Origin of the sequence: Methylotenera sp. (genome assembly GCF_029945535.1) — a bacterium.
Taxonomy (GTDB): domain Bacteria; phylum Pseudomonadota; class Gammaproteobacteria; order Burkholderiales; family Methylophilaceae; genus Methylotenera.
This window is the reverse complement of record NZ_JAQSCU010000013.1, coordinates 249,457-270,595: the sequence shown is the minus strand read 5'-3', so window position 1 is coordinate 270,595 and position 21,139 is coordinate 249,457. Positions and strand designations below refer to the sequence as shown.

22 protein-coding genes and 2 tRNA genes are annotated in these 21,139 nt (G+C 42.3%); 12 read left to right on the top strand and 12 right to left on the bottom strand.

The window, feature by feature from the left end; translation table 11 throughout:
• Positions 1-290: 290 nt before the first annotated feature.
• The 12 genes from PSU72_RS09135 to PSU72_RS09080 all read left to right on the top strand — a co-directional run bounded on the left by PSU72_RS09135 (position 291) and on the right by PSU72_RS09080 (position 10,841).
• Positions 291-1,022: a heme-binding protein gene (locus tag PSU72_RS09135; RefSeq protein WP_300432050.1), complete on the top strand. Its 732-nt coding sequence runs from the start codon at positions 291-293 to the stop codon at positions 1,020-1,022.
• A 123-nt stretch (positions 1,023-1,145) separates the two neighbouring features.
• Positions 1,146-1,571 carry a type II secretion system major pseudopilin GspG gene (gene gspG, locus PSU72_RS09130; RefSeq protein ID WP_300432048.1) on the top strand — a complete coding sequence of 142 codons (426 nt, stop codon included), beginning with the start codon at positions 1,146-1,148 and terminating at the stop codon, positions 1,569-1,571.
• Positions 1,572-1,583: 12 nt separating this feature from the next.
• On the top strand, positions 1,584-2,780 hold the full coding sequence (locus tag PSU72_RS09125; protein WP_300432046.1) for a type II secretion system F family protein: 1,197 nt from the start codon (positions 1,584-1,586) through the stop codon (positions 2,778-2,780).
• On the top strand, positions 2,777-4,465 hold the full coding sequence (locus PSU72_RS09120) for a GspE/PulE family protein (protein ID WP_300432044.1): 1,689 nt from the start codon (positions 2,777-2,779) through the stop codon (positions 4,463-4,465). The genes PSU72_RS09125 and PSU72_RS09120 overlap by 4 nt, the downstream gene beginning before the upstream one ends.
• Positions 4,446-5,759 (top strand): PilN domain-containing protein, encoded by a 1,314-nt coding sequence (locus PSU72_RS09115; protein WP_300432042.1) that lies wholly within the window; start codon positions 4,446-4,448, stop codon positions 5,757-5,759. The genes PSU72_RS09120 and PSU72_RS09115 overlap by 20 nt, the downstream gene beginning before the upstream one ends.
• A complete protein-coding gene (locus PSU72_RS09110; protein ID WP_300432040.1) occupies positions 5,756-6,298 on the top strand; it encodes a hypothetical protein in 543 nt (180 codons plus the stop codon). Before PSU72_RS09115 ends, PSU72_RS09110 begins: the two co-directional genes overlap by 4 nt.
• A 27-nt stretch (positions 6,299-6,325) precedes the next feature.
• Positions 6,326-6,805 (top strand): hypothetical protein, encoded by a 480-nt coding sequence (locus tag PSU72_RS09105; protein WP_300432038.1) that lies wholly within the window; start codon positions 6,326-6,328, stop codon positions 6,803-6,805.
• Between the two features lie 25 nt (positions 6,806-6,830).
• Positions 6,831-8,735: a secretin N-terminal domain-containing protein gene (locus tag PSU72_RS09100; RefSeq protein WP_300432036.1), complete on the top strand. Its 1,905-nt coding sequence runs from the start codon at positions 6,831-6,833 to the stop codon at positions 8,733-8,735.
• A gap of 7 nt (positions 8,736-8,742) precedes the next feature.
• Positions 8,743-9,267, top strand: coding sequence for a type II secretion system protein (locus PSU72_RS09095; RefSeq protein ID WP_300432035.1), 525 nt, complete (start codon positions 8,743-8,745; stop codon positions 9,265-9,267).
• On the top strand, positions 9,254-9,649 hold the full coding sequence (locus PSU72_RS09090) for a type II secretion system protein (RefSeq protein WP_300432034.1): 396 nt from the start codon (positions 9,254-9,256) through the stop codon (positions 9,647-9,649). The genes PSU72_RS09095 and PSU72_RS09090 overlap by 14 nt, the downstream gene beginning before the upstream one ends.
• Complete coding sequence (locus PSU72_RS09085; RefSeq protein WP_300432033.1) at positions 9,643-10,200, top strand: hypothetical protein; 558 nt, start codon at positions 9,643-9,645, stop codon at positions 10,198-10,200. The genes PSU72_RS09090 and PSU72_RS09085 overlap by 7 nt, the downstream gene beginning before the upstream one ends.
• 5 nt (positions 10,201-10,205) lie before the next feature.
• Positions 10,206-10,841 (top strand): helix-turn-helix transcriptional regulator, encoded by a 636-nt coding sequence (locus tag PSU72_RS09080; protein WP_300432032.1) that lies wholly within the window; start codon positions 10,206-10,208, stop codon positions 10,839-10,841.
• A 61-nt stretch (positions 10,842-10,902) separates the two neighbouring features.
• On the opposite strand, the gene PSU72_RS09075 is transcribed toward PSU72_RS09080, so the two are convergent.
• The 12 genes from PSU72_RS09075 to PSU72_RS09020 all read right to left on the bottom strand — a co-directional run bounded on the left by PSU72_RS09075 (position 10,903) and on the right by PSU72_RS09020 (position 21,134).
• Positions 10,903-10,979, bottom strand: a tRNA-Pro gene (locus PSU72_RS09075).
• A gap of 93 nt (positions 10,980-11,072) precedes the next feature.
• Positions 11,073-11,504: a MerR family transcriptional regulator gene (locus tag PSU72_RS09070; RefSeq protein WP_300432030.1), complete on the bottom strand. Its 432-nt coding sequence runs from the start codon at positions 11,502-11,504 to the stop codon at positions 11,073-11,075.
• Between the two features lie 26 nt (positions 11,505-11,530).
• Positions 11,531-11,824 carry an integration host factor subunit alpha gene (locus tag PSU72_RS09065; protein ID WP_013148436.1) on the bottom strand — a complete coding sequence of 98 codons (294 nt, stop codon included), beginning with the start codon at positions 11,822-11,824 and terminating at the stop codon, positions 11,531-11,533.
• Between the two features lie 134 nt (positions 11,825-11,958).
• Positions 11,959-14,313 (bottom strand): phenylalanine--tRNA ligase subunit beta, encoded by a 2,355-nt coding sequence (pheT, locus tag PSU72_RS09060; protein ID WP_300432029.1) that lies wholly within the window; start codon positions 14,311-14,313, stop codon positions 11,959-11,961.
• Between the two features lie 30 nt (positions 14,314-14,343).
• Positions 14,344-15,342 (bottom strand): phenylalanine--tRNA ligase subunit alpha, encoded by a 999-nt coding sequence (gene pheS, locus PSU72_RS09055; RefSeq protein ID WP_300432027.1) that lies wholly within the window; start codon positions 15,340-15,342, stop codon positions 14,344-14,346.
• A gap of 137 nt (positions 15,343-15,479) precedes the next feature.
• Positions 15,480-15,839, bottom strand: coding sequence for a 50S ribosomal protein L20 (gene rplT / locus PSU72_RS09050; RefSeq protein WP_300432026.1), 360 nt, complete (start codon positions 15,837-15,839; stop codon positions 15,480-15,482).
• Positions 15,840-15,849: 10 nt separating this feature from the next.
• Complete coding sequence (rpmI, locus tag PSU72_RS09045; protein WP_013148440.1) at positions 15,850-16,047, bottom strand: 50S ribosomal protein L35; 198 nt, start codon at positions 16,045-16,047, stop codon at positions 15,850-15,852.
• 88 nt (positions 16,048-16,135) lie between these two features.
• The gene (infC, locus tag PSU72_RS09040) at positions 16,136-16,660 is read right to left on the bottom strand and encodes a translation initiation factor IF-3 (RefSeq protein WP_300432512.1); all 525 of its coding nucleotides are present in this window, start codon (positions 16,658-16,660) and stop codon (positions 16,136-16,138) included.
• A 78-nt stretch (positions 16,661-16,738) separates the two neighbouring features.
• Positions 16,739-18,646, bottom strand: a complete 1,908-nt coding sequence (gene thrS / locus PSU72_RS09035; protein WP_300432025.1) for a threonine--tRNA ligase — start codon at positions 18,644-18,646, stop codon at positions 16,739-16,741.
• Positions 18,647-18,732: 86 nt separating this feature from the next.
• Positions 18,733-18,809: transfer RNA gene (locus PSU72_RS09030), tRNA-Val, on the bottom strand.
• A 124-nt stretch (positions 18,810-18,933) separates the two neighbouring features.
• Positions 18,934-20,280, bottom strand: coding sequence for a lytic murein transglycosylase (locus tag PSU72_RS09025; RefSeq protein WP_300432024.1), 1,347 nt, complete (start codon positions 20,278-20,280; stop codon positions 18,934-18,936).
• Positions 20,277-21,134: an NAD-dependent epimerase/dehydratase family protein gene (locus PSU72_RS09020; protein WP_300432022.1), complete on the bottom strand. Its 858-nt coding sequence runs from the start codon at positions 21,132-21,134 to the stop codon at positions 20,277-20,279. The genes PSU72_RS09025 and PSU72_RS09020 overlap by 4 nt, the downstream gene beginning before the upstream one ends.
• Between the last annotated feature and the right edge of the window lie 5 nt (positions 21,135-21,139).

Here is a 21,139-nt window from a genome sequence, read left to right as displayed (position 1 = left end):
AGAGTCTTTAGCTTACCCAGCTAGATTGACTAAGTCCTAACGTTTTACCCAAGTGTATCTCCATCTAAGCTAACATTTACAGCAGCTTGCCTTTACACAAACTGGCCGATTTCGCCTGCTTTAATCTAATCTCCTGTCACTAAAAGTTCATCTGAATACTCCTATTTAGGGGATATTTCATTCAATTATTTTGGTCTACTATTGATTTCGTAATATTTTTCAAATAAATATTCCACCACATTCAATATCTCATTTTATTAAATAGCTTAATTTCTCAAGGAGAGAATTAAATGACCAAGAAAATCGCAGGTTTAACATTTGCACTACTAGCAAGCGTATTTGCTGCAAATGCCAACGCTGGCTGCCAAGATGTTACATATAGTGCTCTACAAAAAGCTGCAAACACCGCACTTGCCTCTGCAAGTACAGGTGGCTTATCTTTAAATATGTGGGCTACATTTGTAGATGAAACCGGTAAAGTTTGTGCTGTAGTCAATACGGGGGCTAAAGGCTCTTTAGCAGGCAACTCTCAATGGCTCGGTAGCCGAGTAATTTCTGCGCAAAAAGCCAATACTGGCAATGCTTTCAGTTTAGATGGTCTAGCTATTTCTAGCGGTGCTTTATATGCGGCGGTTCAACCAGGCGGCAGTCTATATGGTTTACAAGAAAGTAACCCAGTAGATGCAGAAGGCGCATACAAAGGCTCACCAACTAACTTTGGTAAAACTAACGATCCATTAGTAGGTAAAAGGATTGGTGGCATTAACGTATTCGGTGGCGGTCTTCCACTTTACAAAAATGGTGTAAAAATTGGCGGCATTGGTGTCTCTGGTGACACCTCATGCACAGACCACGCATTTGTTTGGAAAATGCGTAATTTACTAGGGCTAGAGCCGTTAGCTTCTGTGACTCAAGTTGAGAAGTTAAAATTAACAGCTACTTTTGCCGCGCTTGGTGACCATCCAGCTTGTATTGGTGGAGCAATTGGCGATCAATCAGGCTTCGTAGCTTCAGCACCTTAGTTAAGATGGAAGCCAATAAGACTCCCTAGCCTTATGGGAGTTTTATTGGTGAAAAACTAACAATAAAAACAATTAAAACAAGCTAGTATAATCAATATTAGTTTGCTGTTAAAAGGCTCTCTTATGCGAAATGATCGCCAGTGGATTAAAGTTAACAAAGGCTTCACGCTACTTGAGCTTTTAGTCGTCATGGTGATTATTGGCTTATTAGTCAGCTATGTCGGGCCTCGCTATTTTGGGCAACTAAGTAAATCTGAAGTAAAAACAGCTAAAGCTCAAATTAACTCATTAAGAAAAGCGCTAGATGTCTACCGCCTAGATACTGGAAGCTATCCAGATCAACAAGCAGGCTTAGAGGCATTAATGACTGCACCACAAGGTAACAGCAAATGGCAAGGGCCATATTTGCAAAAAGCCATTCCAAATGATCCGTGGGATCATCCTTACATTTATCGTATTCCAGGTGAAAAATCTGAGTTTGACTTATTCTCCTATGGGGCAGACGGTCGAGCTGGTGGCACTAATGAAAATGCAGACATTAGCGATTAATAGGCTATCATCATGCAATATCAACTACGCGTTCTTCGTGAAGGTCAAGCCCCCTACCAATTTGAGCTTGATGCGAATTCTATTGAAGACGCTAGAGTCAAGGCAGAACAACAAGGTTTAATTGTTTTACAAGTTAAGACCTCAGTATCGTTAATTATTCAGCAAACACTCAACCAGAAAAAAAGCCAGTTTCCGCTGATGCTGTTTTGCCAAGAATTTAGAGTTTTGTTCGAAGCTGGCTTATCTGTCATGGATGTGCTGCAAACGCTCATCGATAAAGAAAATAACTCAGCAATTAAGCTTACATTGCAGCAGCTACTCATATCTGTGCAAGAAGGTAAAACCTTATCGCAAGCCATGTCGCTTAATGCTAACGCATTCCCCACCTTGTTTATTGCCACAATCAGCGCTGCTGAAACCACAGGCGACTTACCTGAAGCTTTGCTGCGTTATAGCCAGTATTTAGAAAATGTCGATTTACTCAAAAAACGTATTGTCAGCGCATCGGTTTACCCAGCCATCGTCACGAGTTTCGGCTTAATGGTATTGGCATTTCTAGTGGTTTTTGTCATACCGAAGTTTAGTAAGATTTACGCAACGCAAGTGACAAACATTTCCACTAGCACCAAATTTCTGCTGAAGATTGGCGATCTCTCACAGCACTACGGTTATATTATTTTAGGACTATTAGTCGCAATGATTGCCGCACTGATCATCATGATTTCTCGCCCGGAAATACGCGCCAAACTTTACGATGCCTTATGGAAGATTCCATTTTTTGGTAACAAGGTTCGGGTATATCACTTAGCACGATTTTATCGCACATTTTCTATGCTGCTCAAAAGCGGCATTCCCGTGATGAATGGCTTAGCCATGGTAGAAAGTTTGCTTGGCGCCGGCTTAAAAAACAATCTACAAAAAGCCAAAAAACTCATTACCGAAGGTCAACAGTTTTCCCAAGCGCTATCTGAGTCTGAACTCACCACGCCAGTCGCCATGCGCTTATTCAACGTAGGCGAAAAAACAGGCACTTTAGATAAAATGATGGAGCGCGCAGCAAGCTTTCATGAAGAAGAAATGATTCGCTGGGTAGACCGATTTACTAAGATATTTGAACCCACATTAATGGCACTTATTGGTATCTTAATTGGTGGCATTGTGTTGATGATGTATATGCCAATCTTTGAACTGGCGAGTGGTATCGAATGATTCAAAACAAACACAATTTAAACGAAATACTGCTGCAAGCTGCTCAAACTGCAAAAATTAGCGGGCAGCGAGCTATTGAAGTGCTGCAAGAAAATTGCCAACTATCAGCAGAAGCATTCACGCAACAATTAGCTAATACGCTTGCTTACCCCTACCTCACACTTACGCAAATGCTAGCACTACAACCAGCGTTTGACCGTATTTCATTCTCAGAATCTTTACAGAACGAATGCGTACTACTGCATGATGTTTCCTTGCATGGAAATAATGCTAACATTTTTGTCTTTGCTGACATTTACAACCAGCGCCTGCAAACTTGGGCTGCAGAACGAATTGGCGGTGCGTTTACGACGTACTTAGCACACCATGCAGATATTGCGGCTTATCTTGCTAAACAAGAAGAAGATACACGCACGGTACAAACGGCAATTGGCCATGTTACACTTACAAAAAATGAGGCGGATGCCACCGAGGAGTTGTCACTCAATATGATTGAGGGTGACGCCAGCCCCGTCATCAAATTAGTGCGCTCCACTCTTTACGATGCGCTCAAAGCAGAAGCCAGTGATATTCATTTAGAAACCGCGCCAACCGGCTTAGTGATTAAATATCGCCTTGATGGCGTGTTAAGCCAAGTAGGTGCAATCAGCGACCCTAAACTAGCAGAGCAAGTGATTTCACGCATTAAAGTAATATCTGAGCTAGATATTACCGAGCAACGCGTACCGCAAGATGGACGCTTCCGCTCTGTGTACCGTGGTCGTGATGTAGATTTCAGGGTGTCAGTCATGCCCAGCATTCATGGTGAAGATGTTGTTATTCGTGTGTTGGACAAGCAAACATTGGCTGATAAAGCCAGTGGACTAAGTCTTGACGTACTAGGCTTTGATGCCGCCAGCATGCAAACCATGCGCGAACAATTCACCCTACCCTATGGCATGGTATTGGTCACAGGCCCGACTGGCAGCGGAAAAACCACCACGCTGTACGCCGCCATTAGTGAAATAAACCATGGCGATGACAAAATCGTTACCATTGAAGACCCTGTTGAATACCAACTTGCAGGCGTTTTGCAGATTCCCGTCAACGAGAAAAAAGGCCTCACCTTTGCACGAGGCTTGCGCTCTATTTTGCGACACGACCCTGACCGTATTATGGTGGGCGAGATTCGCGATGCTGAGACCGCACAAATCGCCGTGCAATCTGCACTTACCGGGCATTTGGTATTTACCACCGTACATGCCAATAATGCTTTTGACGTCATTGGTCGCTTTTTAAATATGGGCGTTGATCCATATAGTTTTGTTTCAGCACTCAATATTGTCGTCGCACAAAGATTGTTACGCTCAGTTTGTCACCACTGTGCAGAACCAGTCAGCCCAGAAACTATCACTCTGCCGGCAAAAATGCAGAGTTTAACTATTCCAGCCCATGCAACCTTTAAACGTGGCAAAGGTTGTGGTGCATGCCGTGGCACAGGCTACAAAGGCCGTCGTGCTGTTGCCGAGATTTTACTGTTAGATGATGAGCTAAGAGAACTGATTGCTAACCGCGCATCCATCAGACAAATTAAAGAACTGGCTGTTAAGAAAGGGACGCGCTTTTTACACCATGCCGCCTTAGAAATGGCTTACCGAGGCGAGACCACATTAGAGGAGGTGCTACGTGTTGCTCCCATGGTCTAAACTAAGCACGTTAGCGATTAGCCATCAGGGCATTGCTTTTAAACAAGCTGATGGGCAATCTAAGCTACTCACAGACAATAAGTTAGCATGGACAAATGTTGCACAACTAGCTGAAATACTCAACGCGCATCAATCATTACTTAAGCACCAGCATGTGCGGATGCTACTTTCAAATACATTGATTCGTTACTTAGTATTACCCTGGCAAAACGAAGTGTTTACCAAACAAGATTGGCAGTCGATTGCGCAGCATGAGTTTCGCAAACAATATGGTGCAGCGGCTGACGCATGGAAAGTATCCGTGAATTTTGGTAACTATGGGCAAACAATGATCGCCGCCGCTATGGATGAAAGTCTTTTTGTACAGCTTGAAGCTAGCGCAAAGGCACTAAACTTCACAGTAACTTCTATTCAGCCACTGCTGATGACATTACTCAATAACGCAGCAGAACCTCAACGTGATTGGATATTAGTTGCAGAACCAGAACGCATTCTGTTATGCCGCACACATAACGAGGAGTGGCAGCAAGCTGTGATAGATTCGCCACCCTCAGGGCTTGAATATCAGCATGCAGAACAGTTAATCAATCGCAACTTATTGCAAATGGCAACCAACGAGCAGCCAAGCAAAGTGAACAGCTATGTTTCTGCAGCACTGCACAAAGTTTGGGAGAAAACTAGCAGCAAGCTACAAAAGATAGTGCTCAGAAGCAACTCAACTCAAGCCCACCCCTTATGGATGGCTGGTCTGCCTTGTCATAACAAGTCGCTAAAAATAAACTTGGATTTTGCTGAAAACACACAACTAAACAACACTTTGTGGACTTGGGGGATACTCGCCATCACTTTGCTGGCAATGACTTTGTTGTATACACAATACCAAGACACCAACAAAAAAATAAGCGATCAAATCAACTTAGCAGAAAACCGAGCACAGTCCAAAAGCAACGCTAAACCTAACTTAGCAGCGGCTCCAGCCATGCAAGATAAGTTAAGGCTAGCGCAACAAACACAACAGCAACTTGATTTACCGTGGATGCAAATGTTAAAAGCACTTGAAACTGTAAAACTTGCGAATCCTAACATTGCCATTTTGGGCATCAGTCCAAACAAAAGCCGCGCAGAAATCAAGCTTACAGGTCAAACTGCAGAGTTTTCTGACCTCACCAATTTCTTAGATGCGTTACGCAACAATAGCAACTTCACCGACGCAGTATTAGTCAGCCAACATTTGGAAGATGACCAAGCCAAACTGCTGTATGTGTTTGAGCTTAATCTAGGCTGGCGTATATGAACAACGCAACCATCATCATGCAAGCAAAATGGCGATTATTCAGGTCGTTAGAATCATTGAGCTTATTGGGTAAAGTCAGCCTGTTTTTCATACTCATGACTTTATTGGCTTATTTTTTCACCTACCTACCACTCACTCATAAACTGGCCAGCTTGCAGCAAGATTCAACTGAACAGTTGCATCCTAACCAACCTATAACCTCATCAGATGCAGAGGTTAACCGTTACATTGGCGCTTTCCCTAGCATCACCACACGCGCAAGCAAACTGAATGAGTTGGTTGCAATTGCAAAACAACAGCAATTACTGCTGAATGAAGTCACGTATAAAACAGAGAGCAATATTCAGCAGCCATTAAGCCGTTACCAAGTCGAACTTAGCGTGCTGGCATCGTATGCTGAAATTCATCTTTTTTTAAATACGGTACTCAAGAACATGCCTTTTGTCGCGATTGACTCACTCAATCTAAGTCGAACAAGCGCACTAGATGAAGCCGTGGAAGCGCGTATTCAATTAACGTTATTTTTTAAGCGAACATAAGTCATGTTAACGAAACGGAATCTTATTTTGATGACTGCCCTGCTTGCAACGCTTTGGCTTACATTGCAAAGCCGCAAACATGAGGAATCTATAGAAATATCACAGCCCACACGTGTTTTAAACACGTTGCAATTGAACGGCCAAAAATTGGCAAGCAACGATACTCCGCTCATATTAAAAACCAGAGACTTACCTGACAGCAATGAAAATCTATTTTCCATACCACCAGTAAAGGCACCGCCTCAAGCAAGAAATACTGTATTTATTGCGCCTAAACCAGTCGCTCCAGCACTGCCATTTAAGTATTTAGGGCGCATGCTTGTTGGCGCTGGTAGCGGCGTCATGTTGAATGTTCAGGGGGAAGTGACGCCTATCCAACAAGGCGATGTATTGCTAGGACAATACAAAGTGCAAGCCGTACACGAAAATGCAGGTGCGCTAGAAATTCAGTTTTTATATTTACCTTTAAATCAAACACAAACCTTAAGCGCACAAACAGGAAGTTAGGGAAGTCCATATGGAAAATCTAGCCATGAAAAATACAAAATTAAAAAAAATAGGCTTGTATTTACTGGTCTTGCAGTTCACTGCATGCCAAACACCTATACCTAAACTAGAACCAGATGCACACGTAGATAGCCGCTTACAAAGCCCTACTCACGCGGCGCAAGTGCCAGAGAAGTTAGCAAATATTGCTGAGCGTGAACAAAGAATCAATGCCTTACTGGCTGATGAAAATGAAGCTTGGCAACGTGACGATTACGATGCATTAACTAGAATTTATGAGACCTTAGCGCAATATGACCCTGGTAATTTACGCGCAACACAAGGCTTCACCATGATAGAAATCGCTAAAAAACATGATGCCATCATTGCTGAGGCTGCAAGTTTAATGAATCAAAATGAAGCTAATGATGAACTAGCAATGGCTAAGCTGCGACTTGTACTTTTAGAAAGTCCGCAGCACAAAAAAGCTTTACCTCTTTACAACAACTTACTTGCCAAGCAAGCTGAAATCACCAAAGCTAAAACAAGCAAAAAATTAAGTTTTAATCAGCCCATCACTATGGAATTTAGAGATGTAAATCTTAAAATGATTTTTGAATCACTATCTAAGACCACTAAAATCAATTTCATACTCGATAAAGATGTACCAAGCGACCAAAATGCCACCATATTTTTGAAAGCCGTGCCTTTTGGCGAAGCGCTAGATTTGTTGCTAGAAACCAATCAACTAGAGAAAAAAGTATTAAGTGAGAACTCCACCATTATTTACGTGAATGACATATTGCACCAGCGCGATTACAAAGATTTAAGTGTGCGAAGCTTTACGTTAGATTATGCCGATGCCAAACAAATGAGTACCATATTGCGAACCATGCTCAATATGCGCAGCATGGAAATTGACTCTAGACTAAATACCTTACTGATTAAAGATTCCCCTGAGATTTTAGCCCTTGCCGAGAAAATTATTTACGCACAAGACAAACCTGACCCTGAAGTCATGCTTGAGCTGCAAGTCATGGAAATTAAACGCAGTTATTTGCAAAACCTTGGTGTAGTTCCACCTACTGGCGTAAGCGTGCCAATACCCGACAGCAAGATTCTTACAGTAAGGGATTTACGCAACGTGACTGGAAACTCTTTGGTAGTGAATGGCTTGCCAGGCCTAGTGTTTAACGCAACTAACGGTGATGCTAACTTACTGGCTAATCCACGCATTCGCGTTAAAAACAAAGAAACTGCGAGAATTCACATTGGTGAAAAGGTGCCAGTATTTACGGCTAATGTGGCCTCTACGGGCGTTTCCTCACAAACCGTACAATATATTGATGCAGGTTTAAAACTAGAGGTTGAGCCAACGATTAGCGCTACGAATGATATTACGATCAAAGTAAATTTAAACGTAAGCTCTATTGGCGATAAAGTCACGGCTACTTCAAGCAGTAGCGAAAGTGTCGCCTTTCGTATTGGCACGCGTTTAGCCTCAACTGTATTACGTTTGCATGATGGTGAAACTCAAGTGCTAGCAGGTTTAATTGATGACCAAGACCGCAAAAACATGAGCGGGCTACCTGGCTTATCCAAAATTCCCTTGCTAGGTAAATTATTCTCAAATCAAACTGACGACAAAATTAAAACAGAAATCGTATTATCAATCACACCGCATATCATCCGCCAACGCACGCCACAACTAGCACACGAAGCCGACATTTGGACTGGCTCAGAAGGTCAAGTCGGCCGTCATTCTCCATCGCCAGCTTTTGTTGATGGTGTAGCGCCATTTATGGTGCCAAAACCACCAGCAGCCGCAGCGCCTGCAAGCCGTGATGATACGCCTAAGAATATCAACCTGCCTTTACCATCTGGGTTCTCGCTTGGCGGCGGATTAAACGCAGATCAAAAATCTGCACCCATCACTAAGCCCGCGGAATAAGTTAGAAATGAACAGCGTGACTAAAAAAACAAGTACAGTTAAAAAGGAATACGGTTTCTCTTACGTAGAACTGGTATTTGTCATTGCGATACTTGCTTTGCTTGCAGCTGTAGCAACACCCTATCTTGAAAAAAACATTCAGCGAAAGAAAGAGCTAGAGCTAAAGCAGAGTTTGCGTGAAATACGCATTGCAATCGATGAATATAAGGCCGCCTCTGACCAAGGTAAAATCAAAAAATCTATAGGGGACAGCGGCTACCCACATCATTTAGAAAATTTAGTCATAGGAGTAGAGGATGTCACCGACCCTCAAAAGAAGAAGTTACGCTTTTTAAGAAGGCTGCCAATTGACCCGATGTATCCAAAAAATCAGCATCTATCATCCAATGATGAGATTAATCCTGCAGACACTTGGGGTAAACGCAGCTACGCCAGCGATGCTGAAAACCCACGCGAAGGAGATGATGTTTACGATGTTTACTCACTGAGCAGCGATGTCGGCTTGAATGGAGTCGCGTATGTGCAGTGGTAAACCATCCATTAAAAGTAATAACAAAGGCTTTACATTTATCGAGCTAATGGTGGTAATGGCGATTATTGCCAGTATTATCTCGATTGCCATGCCGCGTTATTTTGATGGCTTAGAGCGTAGTAAAGAAACTGCATTAAAACAAAATCTAAAAGAAATGCGTGAGGCAATAGACCACTATCATTCAGACAAAGGTGACTACCCCGCTAACTTACAAACTCTAGTATCAGAACGTTATTTGCGATTCATTCCAGTTGACCCCATTACCGAGACAAGCGACACCTGGCAAGTGACCTCGCCACCCGACAACAGCAATAGAGTTTATGATGTTGCAAGCGGTGCAAGTACAAGTGCTCGCAATGGCGAGGCATACAACACATGGTAAACACTACTCATCATGACGGATTTGCTTATATAGGCGTGCTTTTTTTAGTGGTGGCGATATCAGTAAGCATGGCAGTGGTCGCGCAAAATGAAGATACTTTGGTTAAAAGAGAAAAAGAACAAGACTGGCTATTTATTGGCAATCAATACCAACGTGCTATAGAAAGTTATTACAACCAATCGCCCAATGGCATCAAGTCTCTCCCAACTAAATTAGAGGATTTGCTATTAGACAGCCGCTTTATTATGCCGGTACGGCATTTACGAAAATTATATGGTGACCCTTTAAATCATCAACAAAACTGGAGCATCATCAAAAATCCAAATGCCCAGATTATTGGCGTTTACAGTCAATCGCAAGAGGCATTATTATCAAAAAAAAATATTCCAGCGGTAGCAGAAAACCTTGATCTAGAAAACTTTGATGCTGAGAACCCAAGATACGTAGATATTCAATTTGTGTTTCAGCCAAAACAGGTAACTGGTGACACCAATACAGAATCAACAGAAGATAATAACAATGAAAATCTAAAAGCTAATGACATGGAGTAACTAATATGACGCTCACTAATCAGTCAGTCGCAGTCTTAGAAAAAAGTTGGCATAGCAAAATTTTAGAACAAGGTTTTGATCAGATCGGGCAAGCCGTGATTATTGTCTCTAGCCGCAGCGAGGTATTGTTTGCTTCTAAAGCCGCTGAAATGCTACTAGAAAATAATAACGGATTAAGTGTAGTCGATAACAGTTTGTTAGCCGATTTAGTACCAGATAATTTAAGGCTGCAAAAAGCCATTCAAACTGCAATTGACGCGCAACTGACCCAAGATACCTCAGTTGGCTTATACATACATCGCAATCAACAACCTAAGCCTTATTATTTATCTATAAGCCGATTAAAAAAACAATTAGATGAAAGACGCGAAGGCCATAGCGCCTTGATTATCATCAAAGATTTAGAACTTAACTATGAGCGTTGGGCGGAACGCTTAAAAAAAGGATTCAATATGTCGCCCAGAGAAATCCAATGCGTAGTCCTACTCACTGAACGCAGAAGCGTGCAAGAAGTGGCTGAAGTCATGGAAATTTGCACCGAAACTGTCAGACAATATTTAAAAAGTGTATTTAAAAAAATGGATGTGCGCAAACTGCATGAATTAGTCAGCTTGGCTTTGGAGTACCGTAGGAATAGATAACAGATACCCAGCACAATATCCGACTTTAAGGCTTTACGAGCTATTGATTTTTAATTAAATTTGGTCGGGACAGCAAGATTCGAACTTGCGACCCCATGCCCCCCAGGCATGTACGCTACCAGGCTGCGCTATGCCCCGAACCGATGTTGTAATGATTTTCACAACAAGGTGTCATTATATCGTAAAAGGCTGGTCGCAATAAAAGGCGTTCAGAAATAAATCGGTGTGTATTTAAGCTGGTACTGTTACTGGACGAAGTAAACTAAGAATCTCTAATAGCTCAGTTTTAACTGAAGTGAAATCAAATTCTTTATTATTAGCAGATAGTGAAGAGTTTAAGCTCAAATCTGATTGTGTAGGTACCTGCACTGCATCGGCTTTAATCTCAGCTTCATCTGGTCCATCAAGGCGGTTACGTGCACCGCTAATAGTAAAGCCTTGTTCGTATAACAACTCGCGAATGCGACGAATAAGCAGTACTTCGTGATGTTGATAATAGCGACGATTACCGCGACGTTTAACAGGCTTGAGTTGAGTAAACTCTTGCTCCCAATATCTGAGCACATGGGGCTTTACACCGCAGAGCTCACTGACTTCACCAATGGTAAAGTAGCGCTTTGCTGGTATCGGCGGTAACTGCACTTTTATATTGTGTTCACTCATACTGTTAAATTTGTTTAATCATTCACTTAGTTAAGGTAATTTGCTTCAACTTTACTTTTTAACTTTTGGCTCGCATGAAAAGTCACTACACGACGGGCTGTAATTGGTATTTCTTCGCCAGTTTTAGGGTTACGGCCTGGACGCTCCGATTTCTTGCGTAATTCAAAATTACCAAATCCTGATAACTTCACACTATCACCAGCTTCTAACGCAATACGCACCTCTTCAAAAAATGCTTCAACCATATCTTTGGCTTCACGTTTATTTAACCCAACTTGCTCATAGAGTAAATCAGCAAGTTCAGCTTTTGTTAATGTCATACCTACTCCCATTTCATTTCTAGCTTTTGAGCTTATTTTTAATATACAGATTATTATTTTAAAAAGTTAAATTTACAACGTCACAAATTAAAACAGTGCTAAATAATTAAAATCAAGTCACATAGTTTTGTGATCTAATTTCTAAGTGTTGCAGCAAATTTATTTTGTAATAATTCTAGCAGAATAGTAATGGTTGTGTCGGCATCACTATCAGTTAATGTTTTTTGAGTATCGTGCATAAGTACTGATAATGCAAGGCTTTTTTTATTTTCAGCGACCCCTTGACCTTGGTATAAATCAAATAATGCCACGTCAATTATCAATGGAATGTCGGCTTTTTTAATCGAATTTAAGACCTCACCAACGGCAATATTTTCATCCAAAACAACTGCCAAATCGCGACGAATTGGTAGTAGTTTAGAAACTTCTTGGTAAGTTGGTATTGGATGACTAGTTATTGCTTCTAAATCTAGCTCAAATAAATAGCTAGCTTTCGTTAAGCTATATTGTTGTTGCCATTTTGGATGCAATTTACCTAGCCAACCAATAGCTTTGCCATCAAGTAAAATTCGCGACGTTTGTCCAGGATGCAAAGCATTGTGTTCTGCCTTCTCATAAGTCACTTTAGCGCCTACTAACCTATCAACATGCGCTTTAATATCAAAAAAGTCCACATCATCACTATTTGCAGCCCATTGCTCAGGCTTTGCGCTGCCATATGCAAGACCAGAAACACGTGCAGTCTCAATAAAGCTATTAGCTTGTTTAAAATAAACAGCGCCAATTTCAAACAAGAATGCACGGTCCTGTTTACGGTTCAGGTTATAAGTTAAGGTGTCTAGCAAGCCACCCCACAAACTAGTACGCATCACACTTAAATTGCTTGCAATAGGGTTCTGAAGTTTGATGGGCGTGGCATTGCCAAGCAAATCCCGCTCCCAACTCTCATCTACAAAGCTGTAATTCACAACTTCTTGGTAACCTACTGCAACTAAGCTATCGCGCAGTTTGTTTTGATGAAGTCTTGCTTCAGGCGCAGGTAACATAAGCAAATTAGCGACTGGCGCAGTTGCTGGAATATGGTCGTAACCATGCAAACGCGCGATTTCTTCGATTAAATCCTCTTCAATGCTGATGTCGAATCTATAGCTTGGTGGCGTAACAGTAAATATTCCATCCACTTTCGCGAATTGAAAACCAAGCTGCGTAAGCAATTGTGCGACTTTAGCCTCTTCAAAGGCAATGCCTAATACTGATACCAAGCGTGCTATTCTTAATTTAACAGGCTGACGAACTGGCAAGCTGCCAACAATTTCTGTCACTTCACCTGCTTGGCCGCCACAGATTTGCAAAATCAGTTTAGTGGCATATTCAAGTGCATTTCTTGCGTTACCAAAATCCACACCACGTTCAAAACGGTAAGAAGAATCCGTACTTAAGCCCAGTCTACGCGCTTTACCTGCCATGACTGAAGGCGTAAAAAAAGCACTTTCTAAGAAAATTTCAGTTGTGGCATCATCAACTGAAGTCGGCTTACCTCCCATAATGCCTGCAAGCGCAACAGCGCCGCTTGCATCAGCAATGACTAAATCATCAGTTTTTAGCTGCACAGTTTGATCGTTAAGTAAACTTAGTGATTCATTGGCACTTGCAAAACGAACTGTAATATCACCATTGAGCTTGCTTGCATCAAAAGCATGCATAGGCTGACCTAACTCAAGTAACACGTAATTCGTGACATCTACTAATGCGCTAATACTGCGTAAACCACTACGTTCAATACGCTTAACCATCCAATCAGGTGTATTTGCCTTCGCATTAACACCGCTGATTAATCGACCACAATAGCGTGGGCAAACGGCTTGCTCAGTCACAATCACATTTTTACTTGCTGTCACCATTGCAGGCACCGCTACAATAGCTTCAAAACGTGTTTCTGCGCCTGTAATAGCAGCAACATCACGTGCTATACCGGTGATACTTAAGCAATCACTACGATTAGGCGTTAACTTTAATGTGAGTAGATTGTCGTCTAAATCTAAATGCTCACGAATGCTTTGACCAACAACTGCATTGCTATCTAACTCTAGTAAACCTGTCGCTTCAGCGCTAATACCAAGCTCTTTAGATGAACACATCATGCCAAAAGACTCTATGCCACGCACTTTAGCTTGTTTGATTGAGATGCCAGGCAACTCAGCACCCACCATCGCACAAGGAGCAAGCAAACCCGCACGTGCATTGGCTGCACCGCACACAATTTGTAAAGGCTCAGCTAAGCCGACATCGACTTTGCATACTTGTAAGCGATCTGCATCTGGATGCTTTTCAGCAGAAAGTATTTTAGCTACAACCACTTTGCTAAATGCCGCGGCAACGGGCTGCATCTCTTCAACCTCAAGCCCAGCCATAGTGAGAGCGTGACTCAGAGCCTGACTATCTAATTCAGTATTTACTAGGCTACGTAACCAATTTTCTGAAAACTGCATAATGCTTTTGTGACCTTAAATTTAGTTTTATTATTTAAATTGGCTTAGAAAGCGCAAGTCATTGTTAAAGAAGTGGCGTAAGTCATTAACACCATACCGCAACATGGTCAAGCGCTCTACACCTAGACCAAAGGCAAAGCCACGGTATTTTTCACTATCGAGATTGACATGTTTAAACACTTCAGGATGAACCATACCGCAGCCACCAATCTCCAACCAACCACCATTCCAGCTCATATCCATCTCTGCTGAAGGCTCTGTAAATGGGAAGAATGATGGTCTGAAACGTACGGTCAAATCATCGCGTTCAAAGAATTTTTGCAAGAAGTCTTGCACTACGCCCTTTAAGTTCGCAAAACTAATATCCTCATCAACCCATAAGCCTTCTACCTGATGGAACATAGGCGAATGCGTTGCATCAGAATCCACGCGGTACACACGGCCTGGCGCAATAATTTTAAGCGGCGGCGTTTTGTTGGTTTTTAATGCGTTTTCCATGTAGCGAATTTGTACCGGCGATGTATGTGTACGCAACACATTAGCTTCATCGATATAAAACGTATCATGCATGGCACGCGCCGGATGATCTTCAGGAATATTCAGCGCAGTGAAATTATAAAAATCCGTTTCAATTTCTGGCCCAGTAGCCACTTCAAAACCAATGGAATGAAATAGCTCTTCAACGCGTCTTAAAGTAAGCGTCACTGGATGCAAACCACCTTGTGGCTGAGTACGTGCTGGCAAGGTTACATCTATTGACTCTTGCGCAAGCTGTTTAGCCTGTTCTGCATTTAGAATAGCTTCTCGGCGTGCAGTTAAAGCGGCTTCAACGCCCTGCTTAACCACATTTATAGCGGCACCAGCAGCTGGACGCTCCTCATTGCTAAGTTTACCCAAACCTTTTAAAGCATCGGTCAGTAGACCTGTTTTACCTAGATATTTAGCTTTTGCTACTTCCAAGTCATTCATTGTTGCGCTATTTGCGAAATCCGCCTGCGCTTCTGAAATTAAATGCGTTAAATAGGCCATATATTTTTTGATCTTTAAATGAACTTCTGATTAGAGCTATATTTTACAATGCATTGATTTTACAGTAAAAAAAAGAGGCCGAGGCCTCTTTTTACTCAAACTTGATAATTTAAATTTGAAATTTCAAACTATACAAATTAAGCAGCTAAAGCTGTTTTTGCCATTTCAACAAATTTGGCAAATGCTGCTTTATCAAATACTGCTAAGTCAGCAAGTACTTTACGATCCACTTCAATTGATGCAATTTTCAAACCATTCATGAAACGGCTGTAAGTTAAGCCTAATTCACGAGCACCGGCATTGATACGTGCAATCCACAATGTGCGGAATTGACGTTTTTTCTGACGACGGTCACGGTAAGCATATTGACCAGCTTTCATTACCGCTTGCTTAGCAACGCGGTAAACGTTTTTACGACGACCGCGATAACCCTTAGCGGCTTTTAATACTTTCTTGTGTCTTGCGCGAGCGATGACACCACGTTTTACTCTAGGCATATCGGTCTCCTTATCGTGTTGGCATCATTGCGCGAACGCGTTTGACGTCTGTTGGTGAGATGATCGCCGTGCCGCGTAGTTTACGCTTTTGCTTGGTGGTCTTTTTAGTGAGGATATGGCGTAAGTGAGAGTGAGTACGTTTCACTTTACCATTACCCAAGAATTTGAAGCGCTTTTTAGCACCGCTCTTGGTTTTCATTTTTGGCATTTTGTTCTCCTTGAACTTAAGTTATGAATGCTTAGGCATGCCGTTTAGCCGTATCACTCCAGGGGTTACTACAATTTTTACAACTTAACTACTTAATTTTTTTATGTGGGCCAAGCACCATCACCATTTGGCGACCTTCCATTTTTGGAAACTGCTCAACAAGCGCCACTTCTTTTGTATCTGCCTCTACACGTCTAAGTAAGGCTAAACCAAACTCTTGATGCGTAATTTCACGACCTCTAAAACGCAAGGTAATCTTTGCTTTATCACCATCTTCAATGAAGCGAATAATATTACGCACTTTAATTGCGTAATCGCCATCATCAGTACCAGGGCGGAACTTAATTTCTTTTACTTGCACTTGTTTTTGCTTGAGCTTAACTTCGTGCTGCTTCTTGCTTTCGGCATATTTAAATTTGCCGTAATCCATCAATCTGCACACTGGTGGCACCGCATTCGGTGCAATTTCCACTAGGTCAATATCAGCTTCTTCAGCTTTCGCAAAAGCCTCAGCTAACGTTACTATGCCCAAAGGCTCACCTTCTATGCCCACCAAACGAATTTGCGACCCTGTAATGTCGCCATTAATTCGTGTTTCTTTGTCCTGTGCTATATCAAATTCTCCAAATAGTTAAGCCGCGCATTTTCAGAAATACACTAAAAACCAACTTCAATGTGGCTTTCAGCAAGCTTAAGCCTTAGTTTCAATCTCTGCTTTTAAGCGCTCAATTAGCACTTCAATCGGCATAGAACCTAAGTCTTCGCCTTTTCTGGTACGCACGGCTACATGTCCCGTTTGCATCTCACGCTCACCTGCAACTAGCAAGTAAGGCATTTTTTGCATACTATGTTCGCGTATTTTATAGGTTATCTTCTCATTTCTCAAGTCAAATTCGCATCTAATGCCATTTTTCTTTAGCATTTCAACTACTTGGCGCACGTAATCTGCTTGATTTTCAGAAATATTGAGTACCATCACTTGCACAGGCGCCAACCAAAGTGGCATAGCACCTGCATAGTTTTCAATCAGAATACCAATGAAGCGCTCCATAGAGCCAACAATAGCGCGATGCAACATCACAGGATGTTTACGGCTATTATCTTCAGCCACATATTCAGCACCTAATCGTTCTGGCAAGTTAGGGTCTAATTGAATAGTACCGCACTGCCATAAGCGACTTAGAGAATCCTTGAGGGTGAATTCAATCTTAGGGCCATAGAATGCGCCCTCTCCTGGCTGATATTCAAAATCAAGGTTATTTAATTTAAGTGCATTTGCAAGCGAGGTTTCTGCTTTATCCCAGTCAGCATCAGTACCGATGCGTTTTTCAGGGCGAGTTGATAACTTCACCAACACATCATTAAAGCCAAAGTCACCATAAGCTTTGTAAAGCATCTTAATAAAATCGGCAACCTCTGCTTCAACCTGCTCTTCGGTACAAAATATATGGGCGTCATCTTGCGTAAAACCACGAACGCGCATTAAGCCATGTAGCGAGCCTGACGGCTCGTTACGATGACATGAGCCAAATTCTGCGAGACGCAAAGGCAAGTCGCGATAGCTATGCAAACTGCTATTGAAAATCTGCACATGACCGGGGCAATTCATAGGTTTGACTGCGTAATCACGGCTTTCTGACGAGGTCACGAACATACCTTCACGGTAGTTTTGCCAATGTCCTGACTTCTCCCACAGAGTCCTATCCATGATGGTAGGTGTGCGCACTTCTTGATAGTTGTAATCACGAAACATTTTGCGCATGTATTGCTCAACTTCTTGCCAGATGCTCCAACCACGCGGATGCCAGAACACCATACCTGGCGCATCGTCTTGCATATGGAAGTAATCAAGCTGCTTACCCAATTTACGATGGTCGCGCTTTTCGGCTTCTTCAAGTTGGAACAAATAGGCTTCTAGCTCTTCTTTATTGCGCCATGCAGTACCATACACGCGCTGCAACATCTCGTTATTGCTATCGCCACGCCAATAAGCACCCGCTAACTTCATCAATTTAAAGGCTTTTAACTTACCTGTGTTCGGCACGTGAGGACCGCGGCAAAGATCAGTAAAATTGCCTTCGGTATACAGTGATACATCTTCACCTGCTGGAATGCTGGCAATAATCTCAGCTTTGTAATGCTCGCCTATCGATTTGAAATAGCTCACAGCCTCATCGCGCGGCAATACTTTACGTGTCACTTGCTCATCTTTTTTAGCAAGTTCAGCCATTTTCTTTTCAATGGCGATTAAATCTTCGGGTGTAAAAGCACGTTTGTATGAAAAGTCGTAGAAAAAACCATTTTCAATGACTGGACCAATCGTCACTTGCGCATCTGGGAAAAGTTCTTTCACTGCGTAAGCTAACAAATGGGCAGCTGAGTGGCGAATAATATCTACGCCTTCAGGATTTTTATCGGTGATGATAGCAAGTTCTGCATCTTGGCTAATCAAATATGAGGTGTCGACTAATACACCGTTCACTTTACCTGCCAGCGCAGCTTTTGCTAGACCTGCGCCAATATTCATAGCGACATCCGCTACGGTTACAGGTGCATCGAAACTACGTTCTGAGCCATCAGGCAAGCGAATTACAGGCATATTATTTCCTATTAAATAATAAAAGCCGTTAAATTAACGGCTTTAGCTTTAATTTTCAGTACCTTAAAAATCAGTACTTTAGAATTTGGTAGGCAGTAGCAGACTCGAACTGCTGACCTCTTGGATGTCGACCAAGCGCTCTAACCAACTGAGCTAACCGCCTATATTTTAATCAACTGCTTGAATACATTCTGTGTAATTTCAAGCAGAGCGCGATTTTAGCTGATTGTCGTGTTTGGCGCAAATAACAAACGTGAGTTATATGCATATATTCGCGATTGCGTTTGTTATTGCGCAGTTTTTAAATAGTTAAAAACATTCGGGCTAGCATAGCCATCTGCTGGTAAACGTTGCGCTAGCTGAAAAGCCCTTACCGCATCTTGCGTACGCACGCCTGGAAAGCCATCTGGTTCACCAGCATCATAGCCATGGTTATTTAGCTCAATTTGCAAGGCCTTCATTTGCAGAAATGACAAAGCACCAAGTTCTGCAAACTGACCTCCTAATATATGCGGCTCGCCATTAAGACGCTTTGCTAATTGCATAACTGAGAGTGCATAATTGATTGAGCGATTCCAATCCATGACTGCATCGAAATTATCAAACACCATAAAAGCTGGACCACGCCAACCTTGTGGCAAGATAATAGCCGCTTGTCCTGACACGTTAGGAAGCGCAGATTTAGTAGCATCTAAAATCTGAGTACTAGCAAATGCAGTCGTAGAGTTTTTTATTTTAAAATTAATCTGATGTATGTTTGTTTTGTGCTTTTTGGTTTTTATCTTTTTATTTGCACTATGTACCTGCGTCAATCCACCTGCAGCAGTTAGATTGCTTGCCTGCATCGTGTTTACACCTAGCTTGCGCCATTCACCTACTGGTTTTCTTAAAGTGTACTGAGCCATTTGCCATTCAAAATCCGCGGGCAGTTGCACTTCCACCATCGCGGGCTGACCTTTTTGCCAACCGACTTGGGATAAATAATTGGCTGCAGATGCGAACGCGTCGGCTTGAGAGTTGATAACATCTATTTTCTTATCCCCGTCACCATCAACAGCATAAGTAATAAAAGTAGTTGGCATAAACTGCATATTGCCAAATGCGCCCGCCCACGACCCAACAAACTGCTCGGTGTTGGCATTGCCTGCATCTACCATACGCATTGCATCTAAAAGTTGGTTGCGGAAAAAGCTGGCGCGTCGCCCATCGTAGGCTAAGGTTGCCAAGGCAGATAAGGTATCAATATTGCCTTGATAACGGCCGTAATTAGACTCCATTCCCCAAAACGCTACTAACAAGGCTTTAGGTACGCCGTATTGCACCTCGATTTTATCCAGCAACTCAGCATGTTGAACAAGGAGCTTACGGCCTTCAGTGATTTTGAGTGTATTGACTCTTCGTTGATAATAATCAAGAAACGGGCTAACAAACTCAGGTTGTGCGCGATCTAATTCAATAACATTAGGTAATATTTCCACATGATTAACGATAGCACTGGCAGTTTTTTCGGTAATGCCTACGCTTATAGCTTCTTGTCTCAACTCACTTAGCCAAATATTGAAGTCTTCATGTGCAAATGCTGGGCTTGCAAATAAGCCGCAGAAAAATACACTAAAAATACCGATAAACCTCATACCAGACCAGAAGCTGTGGCTACTGTAGTAGCCAATAAGGCTCGATAACCAGAGATAAAATCAGGATATTGCAATTGAAAACCAGTGCTTAACATGAACTGGTTACTCAAGCGCTTACCACCTTCTATTGCTGGCATTGTAACGTCACTATTTATCTGCATTTGATTGGCAATCCAGCTTAATACCTCATATTGAGTACTTGGTTTAGAATCAGTGACGATGTAACAAGCTCCAATAGGCTTACTCGCCAACACCTGCAGCACCAAAAACACCATAAAAGCTGCTGCATCATCCTTATGAATTCGATTAGACCAACTATTTTGCGCAGGCCAATTCTGCGGTGATTTTGCTAAATTAATCATACGCAAACGACCCGCGCCATAAATGCCAGAAAGCCTTAATACCGTGGTATTACATGTGAGCTTATTTAATAGCGCTTCTGCTTCTAGCAAGCGCTCACCGCCGAAGTCCGCGGCTATCGCTGGCGTAGACTCGTCTAAAAACGCATCGGTTTTTTGCCCGTATACGCGCGTGCTAGACACAAAAAATACATGCTTCAGATTTGTATTTTCTGACTGTGTAGCGAGTAAATTGCGAAGTCCATCAACGTAATTTGCTTTGTACTGCTCATCTGTTTGACCATTCGCAGCAACACAATAGATAATAATGTCGGGCTGGATTGGCTTAAGCACCTCTATACTAGAGACTTCGGTAATGTCGGCTTGAATAATATGCACACCACTAATGGCTACATCACTGCGCCTCACACCCGTTACTTGAATGTTAGCAGCTGACAATTGCGCAGCAACGGTGCCACCTAAATCACCACATCCAACGATAAGAACTTTTGCCATGATTT